Source organism: Kribbella sp. NPDC059898 (genome assembly GCF_042730855.1).
Lineage (GTDB): Bacteria > Actinomycetota > Actinomycetes > Propionibacteriales > Kribbellaceae > Kribbella.
This window is the reverse complement of the sequence record NZ_JBHWKR010000007.1, coordinates 379,439-397,686: the sequence shown is the minus strand read 5'-3', so window position 1 is coordinate 397,686 and position 18,248 is coordinate 379,439. Positions and strand designations below refer to the sequence as shown.

14 protein-coding genes are annotated in these 18,248 nt (G+C 68.7%); 12 read left to right on the top strand and 2 right to left on the bottom strand.

Annotated features, from left to right (window positions below; translation table 11 throughout):
• Positions 1 to 2: 2 nt before the first annotated feature.
• The 12 genes from ACFV9C_RS24160 (at position 3) to ACFV9C_RS24105 (ending at position 14,604) form a co-directional block, all read left to right on the top strand.
• Positions 3 to 1,001 carry an ABC transporter permease gene (locus ACFV9C_RS24160; RefSeq protein ID WP_380196911.1) on the top strand — a complete coding sequence of 333 codons (999 nt, stop codon included), beginning with the start codon at positions 3 to 5 and terminating at the stop codon, positions 999 to 1,001.
• Between the two features lie 2 nt (positions 1,002 to 1,003).
• Positions 1,004 to 1,864 (top strand): ABC transporter permease, encoded by an 861-nt coding sequence (locus ACFV9C_RS24155; RefSeq protein WP_380196909.1) that lies wholly within the window; start codon positions 1,004 to 1,006, stop codon positions 1,862 to 1,864.
• A complete protein-coding gene (locus ACFV9C_RS24150) occupies positions 1,861 to 2,832 on the top strand; it encodes an ABC transporter ATP-binding protein (protein WP_380196908.1) in 972 nt (323 codons plus the stop codon). Before ACFV9C_RS24155 ends, ACFV9C_RS24150 begins: the two co-directional genes overlap by 4 nt.
• A complete protein-coding gene (locus ACFV9C_RS24145) occupies positions 2,829 to 3,791 on the top strand; it encodes an ABC transporter ATP-binding protein (RefSeq protein ID WP_380196907.1) in 963 nt (320 codons plus the stop codon). The genes ACFV9C_RS24150 and ACFV9C_RS24145 overlap by 4 nt, the downstream gene beginning before the upstream one ends.
• The gene (locus ACFV9C_RS24140; protein ID WP_380196905.1) at positions 3,788 to 4,810 is read left to right on the top strand and encodes a LacI family DNA-binding transcriptional regulator; all 1,023 of its coding nucleotides are present in this window, start codon (positions 3,788 to 3,790) and stop codon (positions 4,808 to 4,810) included. The genes ACFV9C_RS24145 and ACFV9C_RS24140 overlap by 4 nt, the downstream gene beginning before the upstream one ends.
• A 4-nt stretch (positions 4,811 to 4,814) precedes the next feature.
• The gene (locus ACFV9C_RS24135) at positions 4,815 to 6,356 is read left to right on the top strand and encodes an FAD-dependent oxidoreductase (protein ID WP_380196904.1); all 1,542 of its coding nucleotides are present in this window, start codon (positions 4,815 to 4,817) and stop codon (positions 6,354 to 6,356) included.
• Positions 6,357 to 6,372: 16 nt separating this feature from the next.
• Complete coding sequence (locus tag ACFV9C_RS24130) at positions 6,373 to 7,800, top strand: cellulase family glycosylhydrolase (RefSeq protein ID WP_380196902.1); 1,428 nt, start codon at positions 6,373 to 6,375, stop codon at positions 7,798 to 7,800.
• A 105-nt stretch (positions 7,801 to 7,905) separates the two neighbouring features.
• Positions 7,906 to 9,921, top strand: a complete 2,016-nt coding sequence (locus ACFV9C_RS24125) for a DUF6351 family protein (protein ID WP_380196901.1) — start codon at positions 7,906 to 7,908, stop codon at positions 9,919 to 9,921.
• Positions 9,922 to 9,931: 10 nt separating this feature from the next.
• Positions 9,932 to 10,939 (top strand): LacI family DNA-binding transcriptional regulator, encoded by a 1,008-nt coding sequence (locus tag ACFV9C_RS24120; RefSeq protein ID WP_380196899.1) that lies wholly within the window; start codon positions 9,932 to 9,934, stop codon positions 10,937 to 10,939.
• A 139-nt stretch (positions 10,940 to 11,078) separates the two neighbouring features.
• Positions 11,079 to 12,095, top strand: a complete 1,017-nt coding sequence (locus ACFV9C_RS24115; protein WP_380196897.1) for an ABC transporter permease — start codon at positions 11,079 to 11,081, stop codon at positions 12,093 to 12,095.
• Positions 12,092 to 12,988, top strand: a complete 897-nt coding sequence (locus ACFV9C_RS24110; RefSeq protein ID WP_380196895.1) for a carbohydrate ABC transporter permease — start codon at positions 12,092 to 12,094, stop codon at positions 12,986 to 12,988. Before ACFV9C_RS24115 ends, ACFV9C_RS24110 begins: the two co-directional genes overlap by 4 nt.
• Positions 12,985 to 14,604, top strand: coding sequence for an ABC transporter substrate-binding protein (locus tag ACFV9C_RS24105; protein WP_380196893.1), 1,620 nt, complete (start codon positions 12,985 to 12,987; stop codon positions 14,602 to 14,604). The genes ACFV9C_RS24110 and ACFV9C_RS24105 overlap by 4 nt, the downstream gene beginning before the upstream one ends.
• Before the next feature lie 906 nt (positions 14,605 to 15,510).
• Here the strand turns inward: ACFV9C_RS24105 and ACFV9C_RS24100 are convergent.
• Both ACFV9C_RS24100 and ACFV9C_RS24095 read right to left on the bottom strand, forming a co-directional pair.
• On the bottom strand, positions 15,511 to 16,740 hold the full coding sequence (locus ACFV9C_RS24100; protein WP_380196892.1) for an IS30 family transposase: 1,230 nt from the start codon (positions 16,738 to 16,740) through the stop codon (positions 15,511 to 15,513).
• A 239-nt stretch (positions 16,741 to 16,979) separates the two neighbouring features.
• Positions 16,980 to 18,197: an SGNH/GDSL hydrolase family protein gene (locus ACFV9C_RS24095; protein ID WP_380196891.1), complete on the bottom strand. Its 1,218-nt coding sequence runs from the start codon at positions 18,195 to 18,197 to the stop codon at positions 16,980 to 16,982.
• Between the last annotated feature and the right edge of the window lie 51 nt (positions 18,198 to 18,248).

The following is an 18,248-nucleotide window of genomic DNA, read 5'->3' as shown; positions in this document are numbered from 1 at the left end:
CGATGCGGTGGGCCTTCCTGGCCCGGCGGCTGGGTTTCTACCTGGCCGCCGCGGCCGCCGCGATCGGCCTGAACTTCCTGCTCCCGCGGCTGATGCCGGGCGACCCGTCGTCGGCGATCGTGGAGGAGCTGGAGCGGGTCAGCGGCCAGCAGGTGCCGGCCGAGACGCTGGAGTCGATCCGCGCGATCTTCGGCAACCCACACCAGAACCTCGGCCGGCAGTTCCTGGACTACCTGGGCCAGTTGTCGCACGGTGACCTCGGTGTCTCCGTGGTCAACTTCCCGGTCCCGGTCTCCGACCTGGTCTGGCAGGCGTTGCCGTGGACGCTGTTGCTGGTCGGCACCACGACGGTCACGGCGTTCGCGATCGGCACCCTGCTGGGTGTCGTCGCGGGCTGGAAGGCGGGCAGCAGGTTCGACGCGATCCTGACGCCGTTCACCACGTTCCTGTCCAGCGTCCCGTACTTCTGGGTCGCGCTGCTGGCCCTCTGGGCGTTCGGTTTCGTCCTCGGCTGGACGCCGATGTCCGGCGGCTACGACCCCGACCTCCCGCAGGGCGTCAGCCTGGCGTACGTCGCGAGCGTGCTGCACCACGGGATCTTGCCGGCGGCAACGATCGTGTTCTCGGCGTTCGGCGGCTGGCTGCTCGGGATGCGGAACATGACCGTCACCACGGTCCGCGAGGACTACGTACTGCTGGCCCAGGCGAAGGGCCTGTCGCCGCGGCGGGTGATGTTCCGGTACGCCGCCCGGAACGCGATGCTGCCGAGCTTCACCGGTTTCGCGATGGCGCTCGGGCACGTGATCGGCGGCGCGCTGCTGACCGAGATCGTGTTCAGCTACCCCGGGATCGGCTACCTGATGTACGAGGCGCTGCAGAAGCGCGACTACCCGATGATGCAGGGCGTGTTCCTGCTGATCACGCTCGCGGTGCTGCTGGCGAACCTGATCGCGGACCTGGCCTACGTACTGCTCGATCCGCGGATCCGGGCGAGGGGATGACCATGCTCAGGAGCTGGAAGGTCCGCTTCGGACTCGGCGTACTGCTGTTCTTCGTCCTGCTGGCGATCGTCGGCCCGTGGTTGCCGCTCGATCCGCGCGCGAACGACTTCGGTGCGATCTCGCAGCCGCCGAGCGGCAAGCATCTGTTCGGTACGACGCAGTTCGGGCAGGACGTGCTCGCGCAGACCGTCGCCGGCGCCCGCGGGTCGATGCTGGTCGGCATCGTGGCCGCGTTGATCGGTACGACGATCGCGATCCTGGTCGGCGTACCCGCCGGGTACTTCGGTGGCGCGGTCGACAACGGCCTGAACTTCCTCACGAACCTCTTCCTGGTGATGCCGGTGCTGCCGCTGATCCTGATCGTGGCCGGCTACGTGCAGGGCACCGGCCCGTGGGTGATCGCGCTGATCATCGGTCTGTTCGGCTGGTCGGGTGGGGCGCGGACGCTGCGCGCACAGTCGCTCAGCCTGAGCAGCCGGGACTTCGTACTCGCGATGCGGATGGTCGGCGAGCCGCACCGGCGGCTGATCTTCTTCGAGGTGCTGCCGCATCTGACCGGCTGGATCTCGGCGATGTTCCTGCACGGCGTGATCGGCGGCGTGATGGCCGAGGCCGGGCTGGCGTTCCTCGGCATCACGGACTCCGGCTCGATCAGCTGGGGCACGATGATCCAGGCCGCCCAGCAGCAGAGCGCCGTACTGCGGGGGTTCTGGTGGTGGTTCGTCCCGCCGGGTCTGTGTATCGCGCTGATCGGGACCGCGGCGACGATGGTGAACTTCGGCGTCGACGAGGTGTCGAACCCGAAACTGCGGGTGGCGCGGCGCTCGGTCGTGGTCCGGACCCGGAAGGTGGCCGAGGCATGAGTGTGCTGACGGTGGACGGCCTGACCGTGGATTACCTGACCGGAGACAAGCCGGTGCGGGCGTGTGACGACGTGTCGTTCGAACTGCAGCGCGGCGAGATCCTCGGGGTGGCGGGCGAGTCGGGGTCGGGCAAGTCGACGCTGATCACCGCGCTCACCCGGCTGCAGCGCCCGCCGGCGGTCACCACCGCCGGCCGGATCGAGTTCCACGGGACCGATCTGGTCGGGCTGAGCGCGGACGAGCTCCGGAAGCTGCGCTGGACCTCGCTCGCGATCGTGCTGCAGAGCGCGATGGACGCGCTGAACCCGGTGATGCGGGTCGGCGCCCAGTTCGTCGACGTACTGCGTTCGCACGACAAGAGCCTGGGCCGCCGCGACGCGTGGGACCGGGCCGCGGAGCTGCTCGCGATGGTCGGCATCTCCGCCGACCGGGTCCGCGCGTACCCGCACGAACTGTCCGGCGGGATGCGGCAACGCGCGAGCATCGCGCTCGCGCTGGCCTGTGGTCCCGAGCTGGTCGTGATGGACGAGCCGACGACGGCCGTCGACGTGGTGATGCAGCGCCAGATCCTCGCCCAGGTACTGCGGCTCCGCCGGGAGCTGGGGTTCGCGGTCGTGTTCGTCACGCACGACCTGTCCCTGCTGCTGGAGCTCGCCGACCGGATCGCGATCATGTACGGCGGCCGGATCGTCGAGATCGGCACCGCCGAATCCCTGTACGCCAAGCCGCGGCACCCGTACACCCGCGGCCTGCGTGACTCGTTCCCGCCGCTGCGCTCGGAGCTGCGCAGACTCACCGGCATCCCGGGCAGCCCGCCGGACCTGCGGACGCCGCCGCCCGGCTGCGCGTTCCACCCGCGCTGCCCCGACCGCTTCGACGGTTGCGACCGGCAACGACCGGAGCTGCTGACGATCGAGGACCATGCCGTCGCGTGCCGGCTCTATCCGTCGGGAGATGATCAAGCATGAGTCAACCAGTACTCGAGGCGCGTGGGGTCTCGAAGCATTTTCCGGCCGGGCGGTCGACCGTACGGGCCGTGGAGGACGCGACGCTGGCGTTGCTGCCCGGTCGGATCGTGGCGCTCGTGGGGGAGAGCGGCAGCGGGAAGACCACGCTCGCGCGGTTGCTCGCCCGGTTCTATCCGCCGACCTCCGGGGAGATTCGGCTGCGCGGGGAGCCGGTGAAGGGCAAGCAGCGCGCGTACTACCGCGACGTACAGCTGATCTTCCAGGATCCGTTCGGGTCGCTGAACCCGTTGCACCGGGTGCGGTACAACCTCGAGCGGGCGGTGAAGCTGCATCACGAAGTGCACTCCAAAGAGGACGTGGAGCAGCGAGTCGTGGAGTTGCTGGAGCGGGTGAGCCTGACTCCGGTCGAGCAGTTCGTGGACAAGTTCCCGCACGAGCTGTCCGGCGGGCAACGGCAGCGGGTGGTGATCGCGCGGGCGCTGGCCGTCGAGCCGAAGGTGCTGCTCGGCGACGAGCCGATCTCGATGCTGGACGTGTCGATCCGGCTGGAGATGCTGAACCTCCTCGACCGGCTGCGGACCGAGGACGGGCTGGCGCTGCTCTACATCACCCACGACATCGCGAGCGCACGTTACCTGTGCGACGACATCGTGGTGATGTACGCCGGCCGGATGATCGAGGGCGGCCCGAAGGAAGCGGTGATCGCCGATCCGCTGCACCCGTACACGCAGTTGCTGATCGACTCGTCCCCGGATCCGGAACGCGATCGCACCGACCGGGCGGCACTCTTCGACGCCGAGGACCTCGGCGAACCGCCCAGCCTGATCGACCCGCCCGCGGGCTGCCGGTTCCACCCGCGCTGCCCGGTGGCGATGGACATCTGCCGCACCGACGTACCGCCGCGGACCGAACTGCCCGACGGCCGCTGGACCCATTGCTGGCTGCAGGAGAAGAAATGAAGGCACCACGACAGTCCGACGTCGCCCGGCTCGCGGGCGTCTCCCAGTCCGCGGTCTCCCGGGTGGTGAGCGGGGACGTGGACAGGATCCCGGTCGAGACCCGGGACCGGATCCTCGCGGCGGTGAAGGAGCTCGGGTACGTCCCGAACGCCGCCGCGCGGAACCTGCGGAACAAGCGCAACCGGCTGCTCGGCGTGCATACCTTCGAGGCCGTGTTCCCGCACGCCCGCGAGGACTTCTACTTCGAGTTCCTGCTCGGGATCGAGGAGCGCGCCGAGGAGATCGGGTACGACCTGGTGCTGTTCACCTCGACCGGGACCAGCGACGGGCGACGGCGGATCTACCGGGACGGGACGAACCGGCTGAACCTCGCCGACGGGACCGTCCTGCTCGGTGCCGCGACCGACCGCGAGGAGCTGGCCCGGCTGTGGCACGACGGGTACTTGTTCGTGCACATCGGCCGCCGCGAGGTGCCGGGCGCGGACATCCCGTGCATCATCCCGGACTACGTGGCGGCCGCGGACCGGCTGGTGACGTCGCTCGCCGACCGCGGCCACCGGCACTTCGCGTACCTGCGCGAGGGCATCGAGCAGGAGGCGTACGTCGACCGGCGGCAGGGCTACCGGGCCGCGATCGAGCGGCTCGGGCTGCAGGACCGGTCGCCCGGCTTCCGCGGTGAGCCTGGGCTGACCGAGGAGTGGCTGGACGAACTGGCGGCCGGCCCGGAGACCGCGGTGGTTGCCGAGGGCATCCGGTTGGCCGAGGAGCTGCGGACCGGGCTGACCGCTCGCGGGCTGAGCATCCCGGCGGACCTGTCGGTGGCGGTGCTGGAGGGATCGGGCGACGAGCCCGGGCACCGCTGGGACTGCCTGGTGATCCCGCGCAAGGAGATCGGCCGGATCGCGATCGACGCCCTGGTGGCGCGGGTCGAGGATCCGGACGCGGAACCGGTCAGCCAGTTGGTGGCCTGCGATCTGGTGGCCGGCGAAACCGTCGCCGCGCCCCGACTTAAGGAGTAAACGGGTGGAAACAGATGTCCTCGTAGTCGGTGGCGGACTGGGCGGGGTCGCCGCCGCGCTGACCGCGGCGCGCCTCGGCCGCAGCGTCGTACTGACCGAGCCGACCGACTGGCTGGGCGGGCAGCTGACCAGCCAGCTCGTCCCGCCGGACGAGCACCCGTGGATCGAGCAGTACGCCGCCACCGGGTACGCCGAGCTCCGCAACCGGATCCGGGAGTACTACCGCCGCAACTACCCACTAACGCCCGAGGCCGCCGCGAACCCGCTGCTCGACCCGGGCCTCGGCGTGGTCAGCCGCTTCTGCCACGAGCCGCGCGTCGCCGCCGCCGTACTGGAGGAGATGCTCGCGCCGTGGCGCGCGTCCGGCCGGCTGGTCGTGCTGATGGAGCACGAGCCGATCGCGGCCGCGACCAACGGCGACGAGATCGAGGCCGTCACGTTCCGCGGGATGGGCCGCGAGCTGACCGTCGAGGCGACGTACGTCGTGGACGCGACCGAGCTCGGCGACCTGCTCGAGCTGGCAGGAGTCGAGCACGTGATCGGCGCCGAGGGCCGCGACGAGACCGGTGAGCTGCATGCGCCGGAGGTCGCGAATCCCCTGGACCAGCAGGCGTTCTCGTGGTGTTTCGCGCTGGAGCACCGGCTGGGGGAGGACCACACGATCGACCGTCCGGCCGGGTACGAGCACTGGCGGGACACCGTCGCGCCGTTCTGGCCCGGGTCGCAGCTGTCCTGGACGGACGTCGTACCGGTCACGCTGGAGCAGCGGGAGTGGAAGCTGCTGGACGCGAACCCGGCGCAACGGGCGCCGTTCTCGCTGTTCCGCTACCGGCAAATCCTTGCCAGTAGCAACTTTGTCGACAAGGCGATCCCGGACGTCACGGTGGTGAACTGGCCGCAGCTCGACTACTGGGAGAAGCCGCTGCTCCCGGACCCCTCGGACGCGTTGGCGGCCAGCCGCGACCTCTCGCTCTCCTTCCTGTACTGGATGCAGACCGAGGGCGGGTACCCCGGGCTGCGCCTGCGTCCCGACGTCACCGGTACGGCGGACGGCCTCGCGAAGGCGCCGTACATCCGGGAGTCCCGCCGGATCCGGTCCGAGTTCACCGTGCTGGAGCAGCACGTCGGCGTCGAGGCGCGGCCGGACGGCGCGGGCAGCGAGGTGTTCGCGGACACCGTCGGGCTCGGGCGGTACCGGATCGACCTGCACCCTTCGACCGCCGGCCGGACGTACGTCGACATCGAGGCGTACCCGTTCCAGATCCCGCTCGGTGCGCTGATCCCGGTCCGGGTCGACAACCTGCTGCCGGCCAACAAGAACATCGGGACGACGCACATCACCAATGGTTGCTACCGCCTGCACCCGGTCGAATGGAGCATCGGCGAGGCGGTTGGCGCACTGGCCGGGTTCTGCCTGGCCGAAGGCCTGTCACCACGCAAGGTCCGCAACGATCCCACCCACCTGGCCGACTACCAGCGGCTCCTCGCCAACGACCTGCGCATCAAGCTCGCCTGGCCGGAGGAGATCCGCACGCATCGCGACTGACTGAAGGGATGTAGCTGTGCTCCGAAAGTCTTTGGCCGCCCTGTGTACCGCCCTCTTGCTCTCCGCCGCCTCCTTGGTGAACGCGACGGCGAGCACAACCGCCCTCCCCGCCCTGCACACCGAAGGCAATCGCATCAAGAACAGCGCTGGTACCGCAGTCACCCTCCAAGGCGTCTCTGTCATCGCCCCCGAACAGAACGCGGTCTGCACCGACTGCAACAACAAGCCGATCAACGACCTGATCGACATGACCGTCTCGAACGGCTGGCACTCCAAGATCCTGCGGCTGCTGGTCACCGAGGCGATCGGCAAGGACCTGAACGCCTACGACGCGACGTACATCAAGCCGTACGTCGACCACGCGGTCGCCAAGGGTCTGTACGTGATCATCGACCTGCACCTGGTCCGGAACTACGGCGATGCAGCCGGCGCCGTACCGCAGGCGGACGTGAAGGGGTTCTGGGACTTCATCGCGCCGCGCTACGCGAACAACCCGAACGTGCTGTTCGAGGTGTTCAACGAGCCGATCGCGCCGGACAACTGGGCCACCTGGAAGTCGTACATCCAGCCGGTCGTCGACTCGATCCGATCGGTCGCACAGAACGTGATCCTGATGGGCAGCCCGTCCTGGAGCACCCGCCTGAACGGCGCGCTGACCGACCCGATCACCGGCGGCAACATCGCCTACGTCTACCACCTGTACCCGAACCAGGGGCCGGCCACCGCGGCCAACCTCGATCCCAGATTCGGTACGGCGTCCGCGACCCTGCCCGTCGTCCTGACGGAGTTCGGCTGGGACCCGTCCTCGTCGGCGAACAACGTCACCGCCGGGACGACGTCCGGCTGGGGGCTGCCGTTGCGGCAGTACCTGGACGCGCGGCCGCAGATCGGGTGGATCGGCTGGATCTTCGACAACTTCTGGCAGCCCGTCATGTTCGACAAGAACTGGAACCTGCTGACCGGTGAGTACGAAGGCGGTTTTGTGCGGGACTGGCTGGCCGGGGCGCCCGCGACCTCGCCGTGCACCGACCATCTCGCCCGCGGCGCGACGGCGACCGCGTCGTCGGCGTACACGGCGGACTCGGGTGCGGAGAAGGCCGTCGACGGGTCCTGTCTCGACAGCGGGCGGTGGATGTCCGCGGTCGGAGACACCACGCCGGTGCTGACGTTGAACCTGGGTGCGTACAAGACGGTCAAGCAGGTCGATGTGTACAGCGGGTACGGGTACCCGAACGTCGCGACGGGCACTGTGCTGGTCGCGTTCAAGGTCGAGGGCCACACATCGGCCGGGTGGGTCCAGCTGGGCAGCGTCACCGGGAACACCAGGTCGCTGGTCTCGATGGCCGGTCCGTCCGGGACAATTGACCAGCTACGCCTGACCGTGACCGACCCGTCGAACACCACCCCGGACATCGCCCGCGTGTACGAGGTGGCCGCTCACTGACCGTGCCGAGGAGGACCGCTGACATCCCGACCAGGCCGGATCGTCGCCGCGCTGCTCGCCGGTGCGCTGGTCTTCCCGCTGGTGCCGGCGGTCACCTCACGGCCGGTGAAGCTGCAGGTACTGTCCAGCCGCGCGGACATGGTGACCGGCGGTGACGCGCTGGTGCACGTGGACGTGTCCGAGGCGGACGCGGACGACGTACGGGTGACTCTCAACGGTAAGGACGTGTCGTCGGTGTTCAGCGCCGACGACACGGGCCTTACCGGTCTGGTCGGCGGGATCCGGCTCGGGAAGAACGTGCTGCGGGCCGAGGCGGGCGGCCGCCGTACGACGCTGGAGGTGCGCGACTCACCGCGTCAGGGTCCGGTGTTCGCGGGGCCGCACGAGCAGCCGTATGTCTGCGAGACCGCGAACGCGACGGTCCCGGTGGTGGGCGGCACGCTCGGCGCGCCGCTGGACGACGACTGCACGATCGCGCCGCGGGTCGACTACTTCTACCGGACCACGTCCGGGAAGTACGCGAAGTGGCCGGCGGGCGCGACCAGGTACCCGGCGGACCTCGCCGGCACCGCCGCCGGCGATCCGTTCATCGTCCGGATGGAGACCGCGAGCGCGGACCGGGCGATCGTCCGGACGACGATGCTGCACGACCCGCTGGACGAGGCCGCTCCGACGCCGACCCGCCGCTCGAAGGGCTGGAACGGGCGGGCCATCTTCACCCTCGGCGGCGGCTGCGCCGGCGGGTGGTACCGGTCCGGGCGGACCACCGGAGGCGTGACCGACGCGTACCTGCTCGGGCAGGGGTACGCGTTGCTGTCGTCGTCGCTGAACGTGTTCGCGCAGAACTGCAACGACCTGATCGCCGCCGAGGCGGCGATGACGACGAAGGAACTGTTCGTCGAGCACTACGGCCGGCCCGAGTTCACGGTCGGCTTCGGGTGCTCGGGCGGCTCGTACCAGGCGCACCAGATCACCGACAACTACCCGGGCATCTTCGACGGGATCATCGTCGGCTGCTCGTTCCCGGACGTCGGGTTCGGGACGATCCCGGTCATCACCGACGCGTGGCTGCTGACGGCGTACTTCGCCCGGTCCGGTCTCGCGTGGACGCAGGACCAGCAGCGCCAGGTGGCGGGCTTCCGGAACATCAAGACGCTTTCGAGTATGGCGCTGAGCGCCCGGCGGATCGACCCGCGGTGGAACTGCGGGAACGTCCCGATCGGCCTGCGGTACGACCCGGTGCGGAACCCCCGCGGCGTGCGGTGCGACGTGTACGACCACGCGGTCACGGTGTACGGGAAGGACCCGCTGACCGGGTTCGCGCGGCGGCCGCTGGACAACGTCGGCGTCCAGTACGGGCTGAAGGTGCTGAAGTCCGGGGTGATCACGCCCGCGCAGTTCCTCGACCTGAACCGCCGGATCGGCGGCTTCGACGCGGACGCGAACCTGGTCCCGGCCCGGACCGAGGCGGACCCGGAGGCGGTCCGGGCGGCGTACCGGACCGGGCGGCTGACGAACGGCGGCGGCGGGCTGCGGGACGTGCCGATCATCGACTACCGCGCGTACGCTGACAACCAGCCGTGGGGCGACATCCACCTGCGCTACCACACGTTCTCGCTGCGCGCCCGGCTGGAGAAGGCGAACGGTACGTCGGCGAACCAGGTGAGCCTGCTCGAGGACGCCCGCTACGGCCTCTTCTCCACCGCGAGCCCGCTGCTGCGGCACGCGGTCAAGGAGATGGACCATTGGCTGACCCAACTGACCGCGGACGGGACGTCACGGCCGCGGATCGAGAAGATCGAGTCGGCGCGCCCGTCCGGGCTGGTCGAAGGGTGCCGGGGGCCGCACGGCTTCCTCGCCCAGCCGCTCGACCGGGACCCGGCGTCGCGCTGCGAGCAACTGTTCCCGTCGGCGTCGTACCCGCGCGAGGTGGCCGGGTCCGGCGTGGCGGCGGACGTGATCAAGTGCCAACTGGTGCCGCCGGCACGGTCCGAGTACCCGAAGTTCACCGACGCGCAATGGGACCAGTTGCAGGCGATCTTCCCGGACGGCGTCTGCGACTGGTCGAAGCCCGGCATCAACCAGCAACCGCTGGACGGGACGTGGCTCAGCCTGTCGTAGAGTGCGTCGAGTGGCAGAACGCGTCCGGCTGATCGACGTGGCACGGGAGGCCGGTACGTCGGTCTCGACCGTGTCGCGGGCGCTGAACGGGTCCGACCTGATCTCGCCCGAAGTGGTCGCGCACGTGCGGGCCGTCGCCGGCCGGCTCGGGTACCGAGTCGACAAACGCGCACAGGAGTTCAAGCTCGGCCGTCCGCTCACAGTCGGTGTCACAGTGCCCGATCTGACGAACCCGTTCTTCTCTGAAGTGCTCAAGGGTCTGAGCGCCGCTGCGCGCGCCGGCGGATACCGGCTGCTGATCGGCGAGAGCAGTGAGGACCCTGCCGAGGAACTGCGGCTCGTCGACGAACTGGTCGACTACTCCGGCGCTCTCGTCCTGTGTAGCTCCCGGCTGACTCGCGCCGGCCTGGCGAAGGCCCTCGCACAACCCGTTCCAGTGGTCTGCATCAACCGCAGCGTCAAGAACGCCGGCGTAGTCGCGATCAGCTACCGCGCCGCCAGTCGCTTGCTCCTCGAACACCTCACCGGCCTCGGGCATCGCCACATGCTGTACGTCGGCGGTCCGGCCACGTCCTGGTCAGACGGCGAGCGCCGCCGCACGTTACGCCGTACAGCGCGATCGCTCGACGTCACGCTCGACGAGATCGACGGCGGCTGGTCCGGCAACCACGGGTACGACGCAGGCCCGACGGTGCGGAACAGCCGGGCGACGGCGGTGATCACGTTCAACGATCTGGTCGGCACCGGGCTGCTCAGCTGGATGTACGACAACGGCGTCGAGGTTCCGGCCGAGTTGTCCGTCGCGTCGTACGACGACATCCCGAGCGCGGCGTACTCGCGGCCGCCCCTGACCTCGCTGCGCAATGACCGCGTGAAGCTCGGCGAACTCGCCTGGAAGCAGTTGAGCGAACGTCTCTCAGGTGCGGACTGGCCCGCCCCGGACCTCCTGACCCCCGAACTGGTCGTCCGCGCCAGCACCGGCGCGGCCCGCCGACGAGCCGGGATCCGCATCAGCTGACTCGCAAGGGCACAAATGTGCCGGTTTTCGGTAGACACTCCGGGCGAAGCTGCGCGACTCACCAAGAAGCGACACAGTCGGACACAGGGGTAGGGAAAGCGTTCTCCGTCCGTGGGGGGATCGACCCTGGGAGTGTCGCGTGGCTCAAACAGACCGAATCCCCAGCCGACCGACCGCAGCCGCGACGCCGACCGGATCTGGACCGCCGGGCGCCGTCACGGACAGTACATCCAGTGCCACCAAGCCGCTGTCGTGGTGGGCACGCGCCAGACGGGACAAGGTGCTGCTGCTGATGGCGCTGCCCGGGCTCGTCCTGCTGCTGGCCTTCCACTACCTGCCGTTGCTCGGGAACCTGATCGCGTTCCAGGAGTACCTGCCGTTCGTCCCGCTCGGTCGCAGTGCCTGGGTCGGGCTCGACAACTTCGCGGTGATCTTCAACGGCGACGCGGAGTTCCTCAACGCTCTCAAGAACACGTTGCTGATCACGCTCGTCCAGGTGATCTTCGTGTTCCCCGCGCCGATCGCGCTGGCGCTGCTGCTGAACAGCCTGCTGTCCGAGCGGATCAAGCGGGTCGTGCAGTCGGTGCTGTACCTGCCGCACTTCCTGTCCTGGGTGATCGTGATCGCGATCTTCCAGCAGATCCTCGGCGGCAGCGGCCTGATCAACAACTTCCTGCGTTCGCACGGGATGGGCACGATCGACTTCCTCGGCAACCCGGACGGGTTCATCGCGCTGCTCACCAGTCAGGTGATCTGGAAGGACACCGGGTGGGGGACGATCCTGTTCCTGGCGGCGCTGACCCAGATCGACCCCGGGCTGTACGAGGCCGCGCGGGTCGACGGCGCGTCCCGCTGGCGTCAACTGTGGCACGTCACGGTGCCGGGTATCCGCGCGCTGATCATCCTGCTGCTGATCCTGCGGCTGGGCGACTCGCTCACCGTCGGGTTCGAGCAGATCATCCTGCAGCAGAACCTGGTCGGGCGGCCGGCGAGCGAAGTACTGGACACGTACGTCTACAACAACGGCGTACTGGCCGGGCAGTGGGGTATATCGGCCGCCGTCGGGTTGGTGAAGGGGCTCGTTGCCGTCGTCCTGGTGATCGGCGCCAACAAGATCGCGCACATCTTCGGTGAGGCGGGGGTGTACCAGAAATGAGTACTGTGCAGAAGGGCATTGACGACGCGCCGGCGATGTCGTCGCGGGTGCTGAAGACCGTCGTACTGCTGGTCTGCTGTGCGGTCGTCGTCGTCCCGTTCCTCGGGGTGATCTCGACGAGCATCGCCAGCCAGCGGCACGTCACGAACTCGGGCGGCTTCGTGCTCTGGCCGGACGGGCTCAACTGGGACGCGTACAAGGCGATCTTCAACGGCGGCGTGGTGCAGCGGGCGCTCGGCGTCAGCGTGCTGATCGCCGTCGGCGGCACGCTGGTCAGCCTCGCCGGGTCGACGATGCTGGCGTACGCGCTCAGCCGGCGCGGCTCGTTCGGGCAGCGGCCGATCCTGCTGATCGTGCTGTTCAGCCTGCTGTTCAGCCCCGGGCTGATCCCGAACTACCTGGTGGTGAAGGAGTTCGGGCTGCTCGACTCGCTGCTGGCGCTGATCCTGCCGACCGCGATCAGCGGGTTCAACGTGATCGTGCTGCGCTCGTTCTTCATGAGCATCCCGGACGCGGTGCTCGACTCCGCCCGGGTCGACGGCGCCGGCGACTTCCGGATCTTCTGGTCGGTCGTGCTGCCGCTGTCCAAGGCGGTGCTCGCGGTGGTCGGGCTGTTCTACGCGGTCGGGTACTGGAACGCGTTCTTCAACGCGATGCTCTACATCAACGACACCGCGAAATGGCCGTTGCAGCTGGTACTGCGGACGTACGTGATCAACAACACCGAGCTGAGCAGCGGGGACCGCGGCGGCGCGTCGGCCGACCAGTTGCCGCCGCAGGAGTCCATCCAGATGGCGATCCTGGTGGTGTCGCTGGTGCCGATCCTGATCGTGTACCCGTTCCTGCAGCGGCACTTCGCGAAGGGCATGCTGACCGGGGCGGTGAAGGGATGACTCTTCGCCGAAGGACGTTCCTGGCCGGCTCGATCGCCGCGGCCGGCGGGTTGGCCGGTGGCTTGAGCGGGTGCTCCACGGTGACCCGGTCGACCGACCTCGCGGCGTTGAACAAGCCGGTCGAGTTGCCGACGTACCAGCGGTTCGACGGGCCGAAGCCGGACCTGCCGCGGAGCCATCCGCTGATGCCGGACTGCTTCTACCGGTTCCCGGAGCATCCGGTGACCGTGACGCACGGGGCGCCCGGCGACGGGCACGACGTGACCGGCTCGGCGCCGACCTCGAACCCGATCCCGCCGTCCGCGGACCGCAACCCGTACTGGCAGGAGCTGAACAAGCGGCTCGGCGCACCGCTCGAGCTCAACATCACGGCGGCCGCCGACTACCCCAACAAGTTCGCGACCGCGGTCGCGGGTGACACGCTGGGCGATCTGTTCAACGTGGACGGCGGGTTCGCGTACCTGCCGCAGTTCCTGGAGGCGCGGGCGCAGGACCTGACCGAATACCTGTCCGGGGACGCGATCCTCGAGTACCCGTTCCTGGCGAACGCGCCGCAGGCGTCGTGGCGCGGGTGCGTGTTCTCCGGCGGCATCCGCGCCGTACCGATCCAGCGCGGGATCATGTCCTCGAACACGCTGCTGGCGCGGCAGGACCTGCTCGACCAGCTCGGCGTCGAACTCGGGTCGCCGACGCCCGACGACCTGCAGAAGGTGGCGAAGGCGGTCACCGACGGGCGCAAGAACCGGTGGGGGTTCGCGGTACCGCCGACCGCGGCGCTCAGCGCGATGCTTGGCCTGCCCAACGGTTGGGAGGTACGCGACGGGAAGCTCGTGCACAGCCGGGAACTGCCGGAGCACAAGGAGATGCTGGCGATCACCCGGCAGATGGTGAAGGACGGCGTGATCCATCCGGACGGGGTCGCGAAGGCGAACCAGAAGGTGTGGTTCACGCAGGGGTCGGCGGTGATGACGCAGGACACGTACTCGTCGATCCAGAGCTTCTACCGGCGGGCGACCGACCAGTCGTTCAGCATCTCGATCCCGGTACCGCGGGCCGCCGACGGGAAGGTGGGGCGGGTGTTGCTCGGGTCTCCCAACAACTCGATCGCTGCCATCCGGCCGGGGCCGCCGGCGCGGATCAAGACGCTGCTGCGGGTGCTGAACTGGTTCGCGGCGCCGTTCGGGACAGAGGAGTACCTGTTCCGGAAGTTCGGTCTGCCTGGGCGGCACTACACGTTGAACGGGACGGATCCGGTGCTCACCAAGGACGGTGGGAGTGAGGTCTGCCTGGGGGAGTTCCCGATCCAGTACCTCGCCGACGGGCCGTATCCGGCGTACTTCCCCGGCCATCCCGAGGCGGTCGACACGGCGTACGCCCACTTCAAGGCGGTGCTCCCGACGGCGATCACCTCGCCGACGTACGGGCTGTATTCGCCCACCCAGTCCACGAAGGGCAAGATCCTCGACACACGCATGGACTCCCTCACCAAGGACATCCAACTAGGCCGAGCCGACCTCAACTCCTGGGACGACGCCGTCGCCGACTACCGCAAATCCGGCGCCGATGCCATCCGCAACGAACTAGAACAGGCACTTGCCATCAAAGGCGAAAAGTAAGAACCGACAGCCGAGCTCCTACCCGGAGCAAGAGCTAACAGCAGAGGCTCTACGTGGAGCATGAGCCGAGAGGCGAGGTCCTACACGGAGCAAGAGCTAACAGGTGAGGTTCTGCGTGGGGCATGAACTGAGAGGCGAGGTCCTACACGGAGCAAGAGCTAACAGGTGAGGTTCTGCGTGGGGCATGAACTGAGAGGTGAGGGTTCTGCGTGGGCGAGCGCTGACAGTCGAGGTGCTACGTGGGGCATGAGCTGAGAGGTGAGGGTTCTGCGTGGGCGAGCGCTGACAGTTGAGGTTCTACGTGGGGCACGAGCGGATAGGTGAGGTTCTGCGTGGGCTGGAGCTGAGAGGTGAGGTTCTGCGTGGGCTGGAGCTGAGAGGTGAGGTCTACGTGGAAGGAGAACTAGCAGTTGAGGTTTGCGCGGGTTGAAAGGTGCCACGAGTGGCCTGCACGCCTACCCCGGTCGCGCGCCGGGGTAGGCGCCTGCCAACCACGCGCTCCCGCATCCATGTGCTGTCCGTGCACGTGTTGTGATCCACGTGCTTTCGGTGCACCTGCTTCGGCGTCGCCCGCCCGGATTGTGCGACCGCATTCGCAGGACGCGAGCCTGCATCGCGTGAGCTGGTGCAGGCTCGGGACATGTTCTGCTCGTAGCGAAGCAGGAGTCGCGGATCGACGGTCTGGGGAGGATCCGGCCGATCCGGCCGGGAGATCCTCCCCGACCTCGTCGGCGAGATGCCCGCGGGCGAGGTTATGTGCTCTTGTGACCAATGCGCGCTTGTTCGCCCCCTCCAGCCCGTCCCCCGCGATCCGCCCAAGCACCGCCGCCACACCTCGATCGCCGTAGCCCGGGATCTACCCGTTCGCCGAGTCGTGGGATTCGGCGGGCGACACGCGGGGCGATTTCAAGGGGTCGTTGCAACACGGGTTGGGTAAGGGGTCGAGAGTAGCTGGTTGAGGGCTTCGGCGGGGGTTTGCCAGTTGAGTGTTTTGCGGGGTCGGCCGTTGAGTTGGATGGCGACGTGGGTGAGGTGTTCGGCGGTGTGGGTGGACAGGTCGGTGCCTTTGGGGAAGTACTGGCGCAGCAGGCCGTTGGTGTTCTCGTTCGTGCCGCGTTGCCGGGGGCTGTGGGGGTCGCAGAAGTAGATCGGCAGGCCGGTGGCGAGGGTGATCTCGCGGTGGCGGGCCATCTCGAGGCCCTGGTCCCAGGTCAGTGAGCGCCACAGGTGCTGGGGCAGGGTGGTGATCGTGTCGAGCATGGCGGCTTGGATCTGGTCGGCGGTGTGCTGGCCTGGGAGATGGAGGAGCAGGACGTAGCGGGTGCTGCGTTCGACCAGGGTGCCGATCGCGGAGCGGTTGCCGGTGCCAAGGATGAGATCGCCTTCCCAGTGCCCGGGCACCGCGCGGTCGGTGGCTTCGGCGGGGCGTTCGGAGATCGTCACCATGCCGGGGATCCGTGACTGGCGCTGGTCGGGGCGTCGTTGCGGGACCCGGACCGCGCGGCCGGTGCGCAGGCAGCGGGTCAGCTTGCGGCGCAGCGCGCCGCGTCCCTGCACGTACAGGGACTGGTAGATCGTTTCGTGTGACACCCACATCTCCGGTGTGTCGGGGAAGTCCTGGCGCAGCCGGCGGGCGATCTGCTCCGGGCTCCAGCGCAGTCGCAGCCCGGCCTGCACCCGCCACCGCAACCGGTCCTGCAGCGCCAGTCTGGCAGGCTTGGGCCGTCGCGCGGCCTTGTCGGCGTTCGACTGCGCCAAACTCGCCCGATACAACGGCACCGCACGACCGTCACGATCGGGACGGGACCGGTACAACCGGGTCGCGCTGTTGCGTTTGATCTCGCGGCTGACCGTCGACGCCGACCGGCCCAACCGCCGCGCGATCTCCCGGACACTGCAGCGCTCGGCCAGCCCGATCGCGATCTCCTCCCGCTCGGCCAGACTCAAGTACCGCCCCGACACAACACCCAGCTCAACCATCGGCATACCGCCACCCTGGCGCACCCACCGCACCACGGTCCTGGGCGCCACACCCACCACCCGGCCCGCATCCTCGTAACTCAACCCCGACCGCACCCGCAACCAAAACGCACGCTGCAACTCACGCGGCAACAACGGACGACCAGCCTCAGCCATCACAACACCTCCAAGTTCAGGTGTTGCAACCACCCCCTGAACCCAAGCGGGATCCGGCGACCTCGATCCACGACTCGCGGTTGTGGGTGGCAGCCGAACGCCACGACTCGGCGTGGCCCGGGGGGCCACACATCTCTCGTGCACGTGGAGTGTGGTCGGGGTGGCGACCTCGTGGTTTTGGGCGAGGCGCGCGAGCCTGCGGCACCGCCCGTCGCCTGCTGGGCGACGGGCGGTGGAGGTTAGTGGCAGCGGAGGGAGTTCAGGTTGGGGGCCTGGCCCATGGCTTGGTTGCCGGCGTCGTTGGGGTGGAGGCCGTCGCCGCCGTCGTAGGTGGGGGAGAGGCGGGTGGGGTTGGCTGGGTCCCGGGTGGCGGCGTCGAAGTCGGCTACGGCGTCGAACTCGCCGCTGGTGCGGATGAACGTGTTGACTGCTTGGCGGACCGCTTCCTTTTCGGGGGTGTAGACGAAGGAGCTGCCCATCGGCGTGAGGGTGCCGCCGACGATGCAGCGGCCGGTGGCGTGGACTCGGGTGATCAACTGGCGGTAGCCGGCGACCAGTTGGTCCGTGGTGGCGCCGGCGTAGATGTCGTTGATGCCTTCGAGCAGCAGCACCGTGCGTACGCCGGGCTTCGTCAGTACGTCCTTGTCGAGTCGCGCCAACGCGCTGGCGCCGGCGCTGCCTGCCTTGGCGACTCCACCGAGGACGCGGTTGCCGGAGATGCCCTCGTTGGAGATCGCGAGCCGTCGCGGTTCGGGCAGTTTCGTGTAACGGTCGGCGAGGATGTCGGGCCAGCGCCGGTTCGTGTCGATCGTCGTACCGACCGAGGACGTGATCGAATCGCCCAGGGTCGCCACGGTCTGCACCTGTTGTGGGGCGTCGACGATCGCGGCGTTGACGAAGTACCAGGCCGCTGATTCGGTCTGGTACGCCGTACTCGTCTCGTCGGCCGCGTGGTCGCCGGATGCCGACTTGTAGCTGTGCTGCATCGCCCGGTTGTGCGCGGTGATCACGCCCGTCGTGCCGACCACGTGCAGGCTGACGGTCAGGTTCGTCAGCGCGGGGACCGCGCCGGGCAGTGGGTCGCTGATCGCCATCGCGCCCGGCGGGATCGTCACCGTCGTACTGCCGCCGAACGTCAACCGCCGGCTCGACCCTGGCACCACGCTCGACCCGCCGGCCTGCCGGCCGACGTACGCCGAGTCCGTCACCAGCGGCTGGTCGCCGTTCGCGTTGGAGATCCGGATCCGCAGGTCCTTCCCGCCGACGCTGGTCCGCAGGATGTTCCGTACGGTCGTGTCGTTCAGCGTCCCGCCGGCGATGTCGTCGGCGGCGCCCCACGTGGTCACCTGCGCCTCGCCCGCGGCTTGATCGTCCGGGGTGGTGGCGCTCACCAGACCCGCCACACCCATGGCTGTCACCAGCAAACTCGCGCCCATCCGGCGCCATGTCATCGTCATGCGCATCAAGTCATCTCCGAATACCTACGCATGCAATCGTTTGCAGAGATT

Coding starts and splice junctions, on each gene's coding strand:
- ACFV9C_RS24145 (WP_380196907.1), top strand. CDS start 2,829: ATGAGTCAACCAGTACTCGAGGCGCGTGGGGTCTCGAAGCATTTTCCG.
- ACFV9C_RS24110 (WP_380196895.1), top strand. CDS start 12,092: ATGAGTACTGTGCAGAAGGGCATTGACGACGCGCCGGCGATGTCGTCG.
- ACFV9C_RS24155 (WP_380196909.1), top strand. CDS start 1,004: ATGCTCAGGAGCTGGAAGGTCCGCTTCGGACTCGGCGTACTGCTGTTC.
- ACFV9C_RS24095 (WP_380196891.1), bottom strand. CDS start 18,197: ATGACGATGACATGGCGCCGGATGGGCGCGAGTTTGCTGGTGACAGCC.
- ACFV9C_RS24105 (WP_380196893.1), top strand. CDS start 12,985: ATGACTCTTCGCCGAAGGACGTTCCTGGCCGGCTCGATCGCCGCGGCC.
- ACFV9C_RS24100 (WP_380196892.1), bottom strand. CDS start 16,740: ATGGCTGAGGCTGGTCGTCCGTTGTTGCCGCGTGAGTTGCAGCGTGCG.
- ACFV9C_RS24160 (WP_380196911.1), top strand. CDS start 3: ATGCGGTGGGCCTTCCTGGCCCGGCGGCTGGGTTTCTACCTGGCCGCC.
- ACFV9C_RS24150 (WP_380196908.1), top strand. CDS start 1,861: ATGAGTGTGCTGACGGTGGACGGCCTGACCGTGGATTACCTGACCGGA.
- ACFV9C_RS24140 (WP_380196905.1), top strand. CDS start 3,788: ATGAAGGCACCACGACAGTCCGACGTCGCCCGGCTCGCGGGCGTCTCC.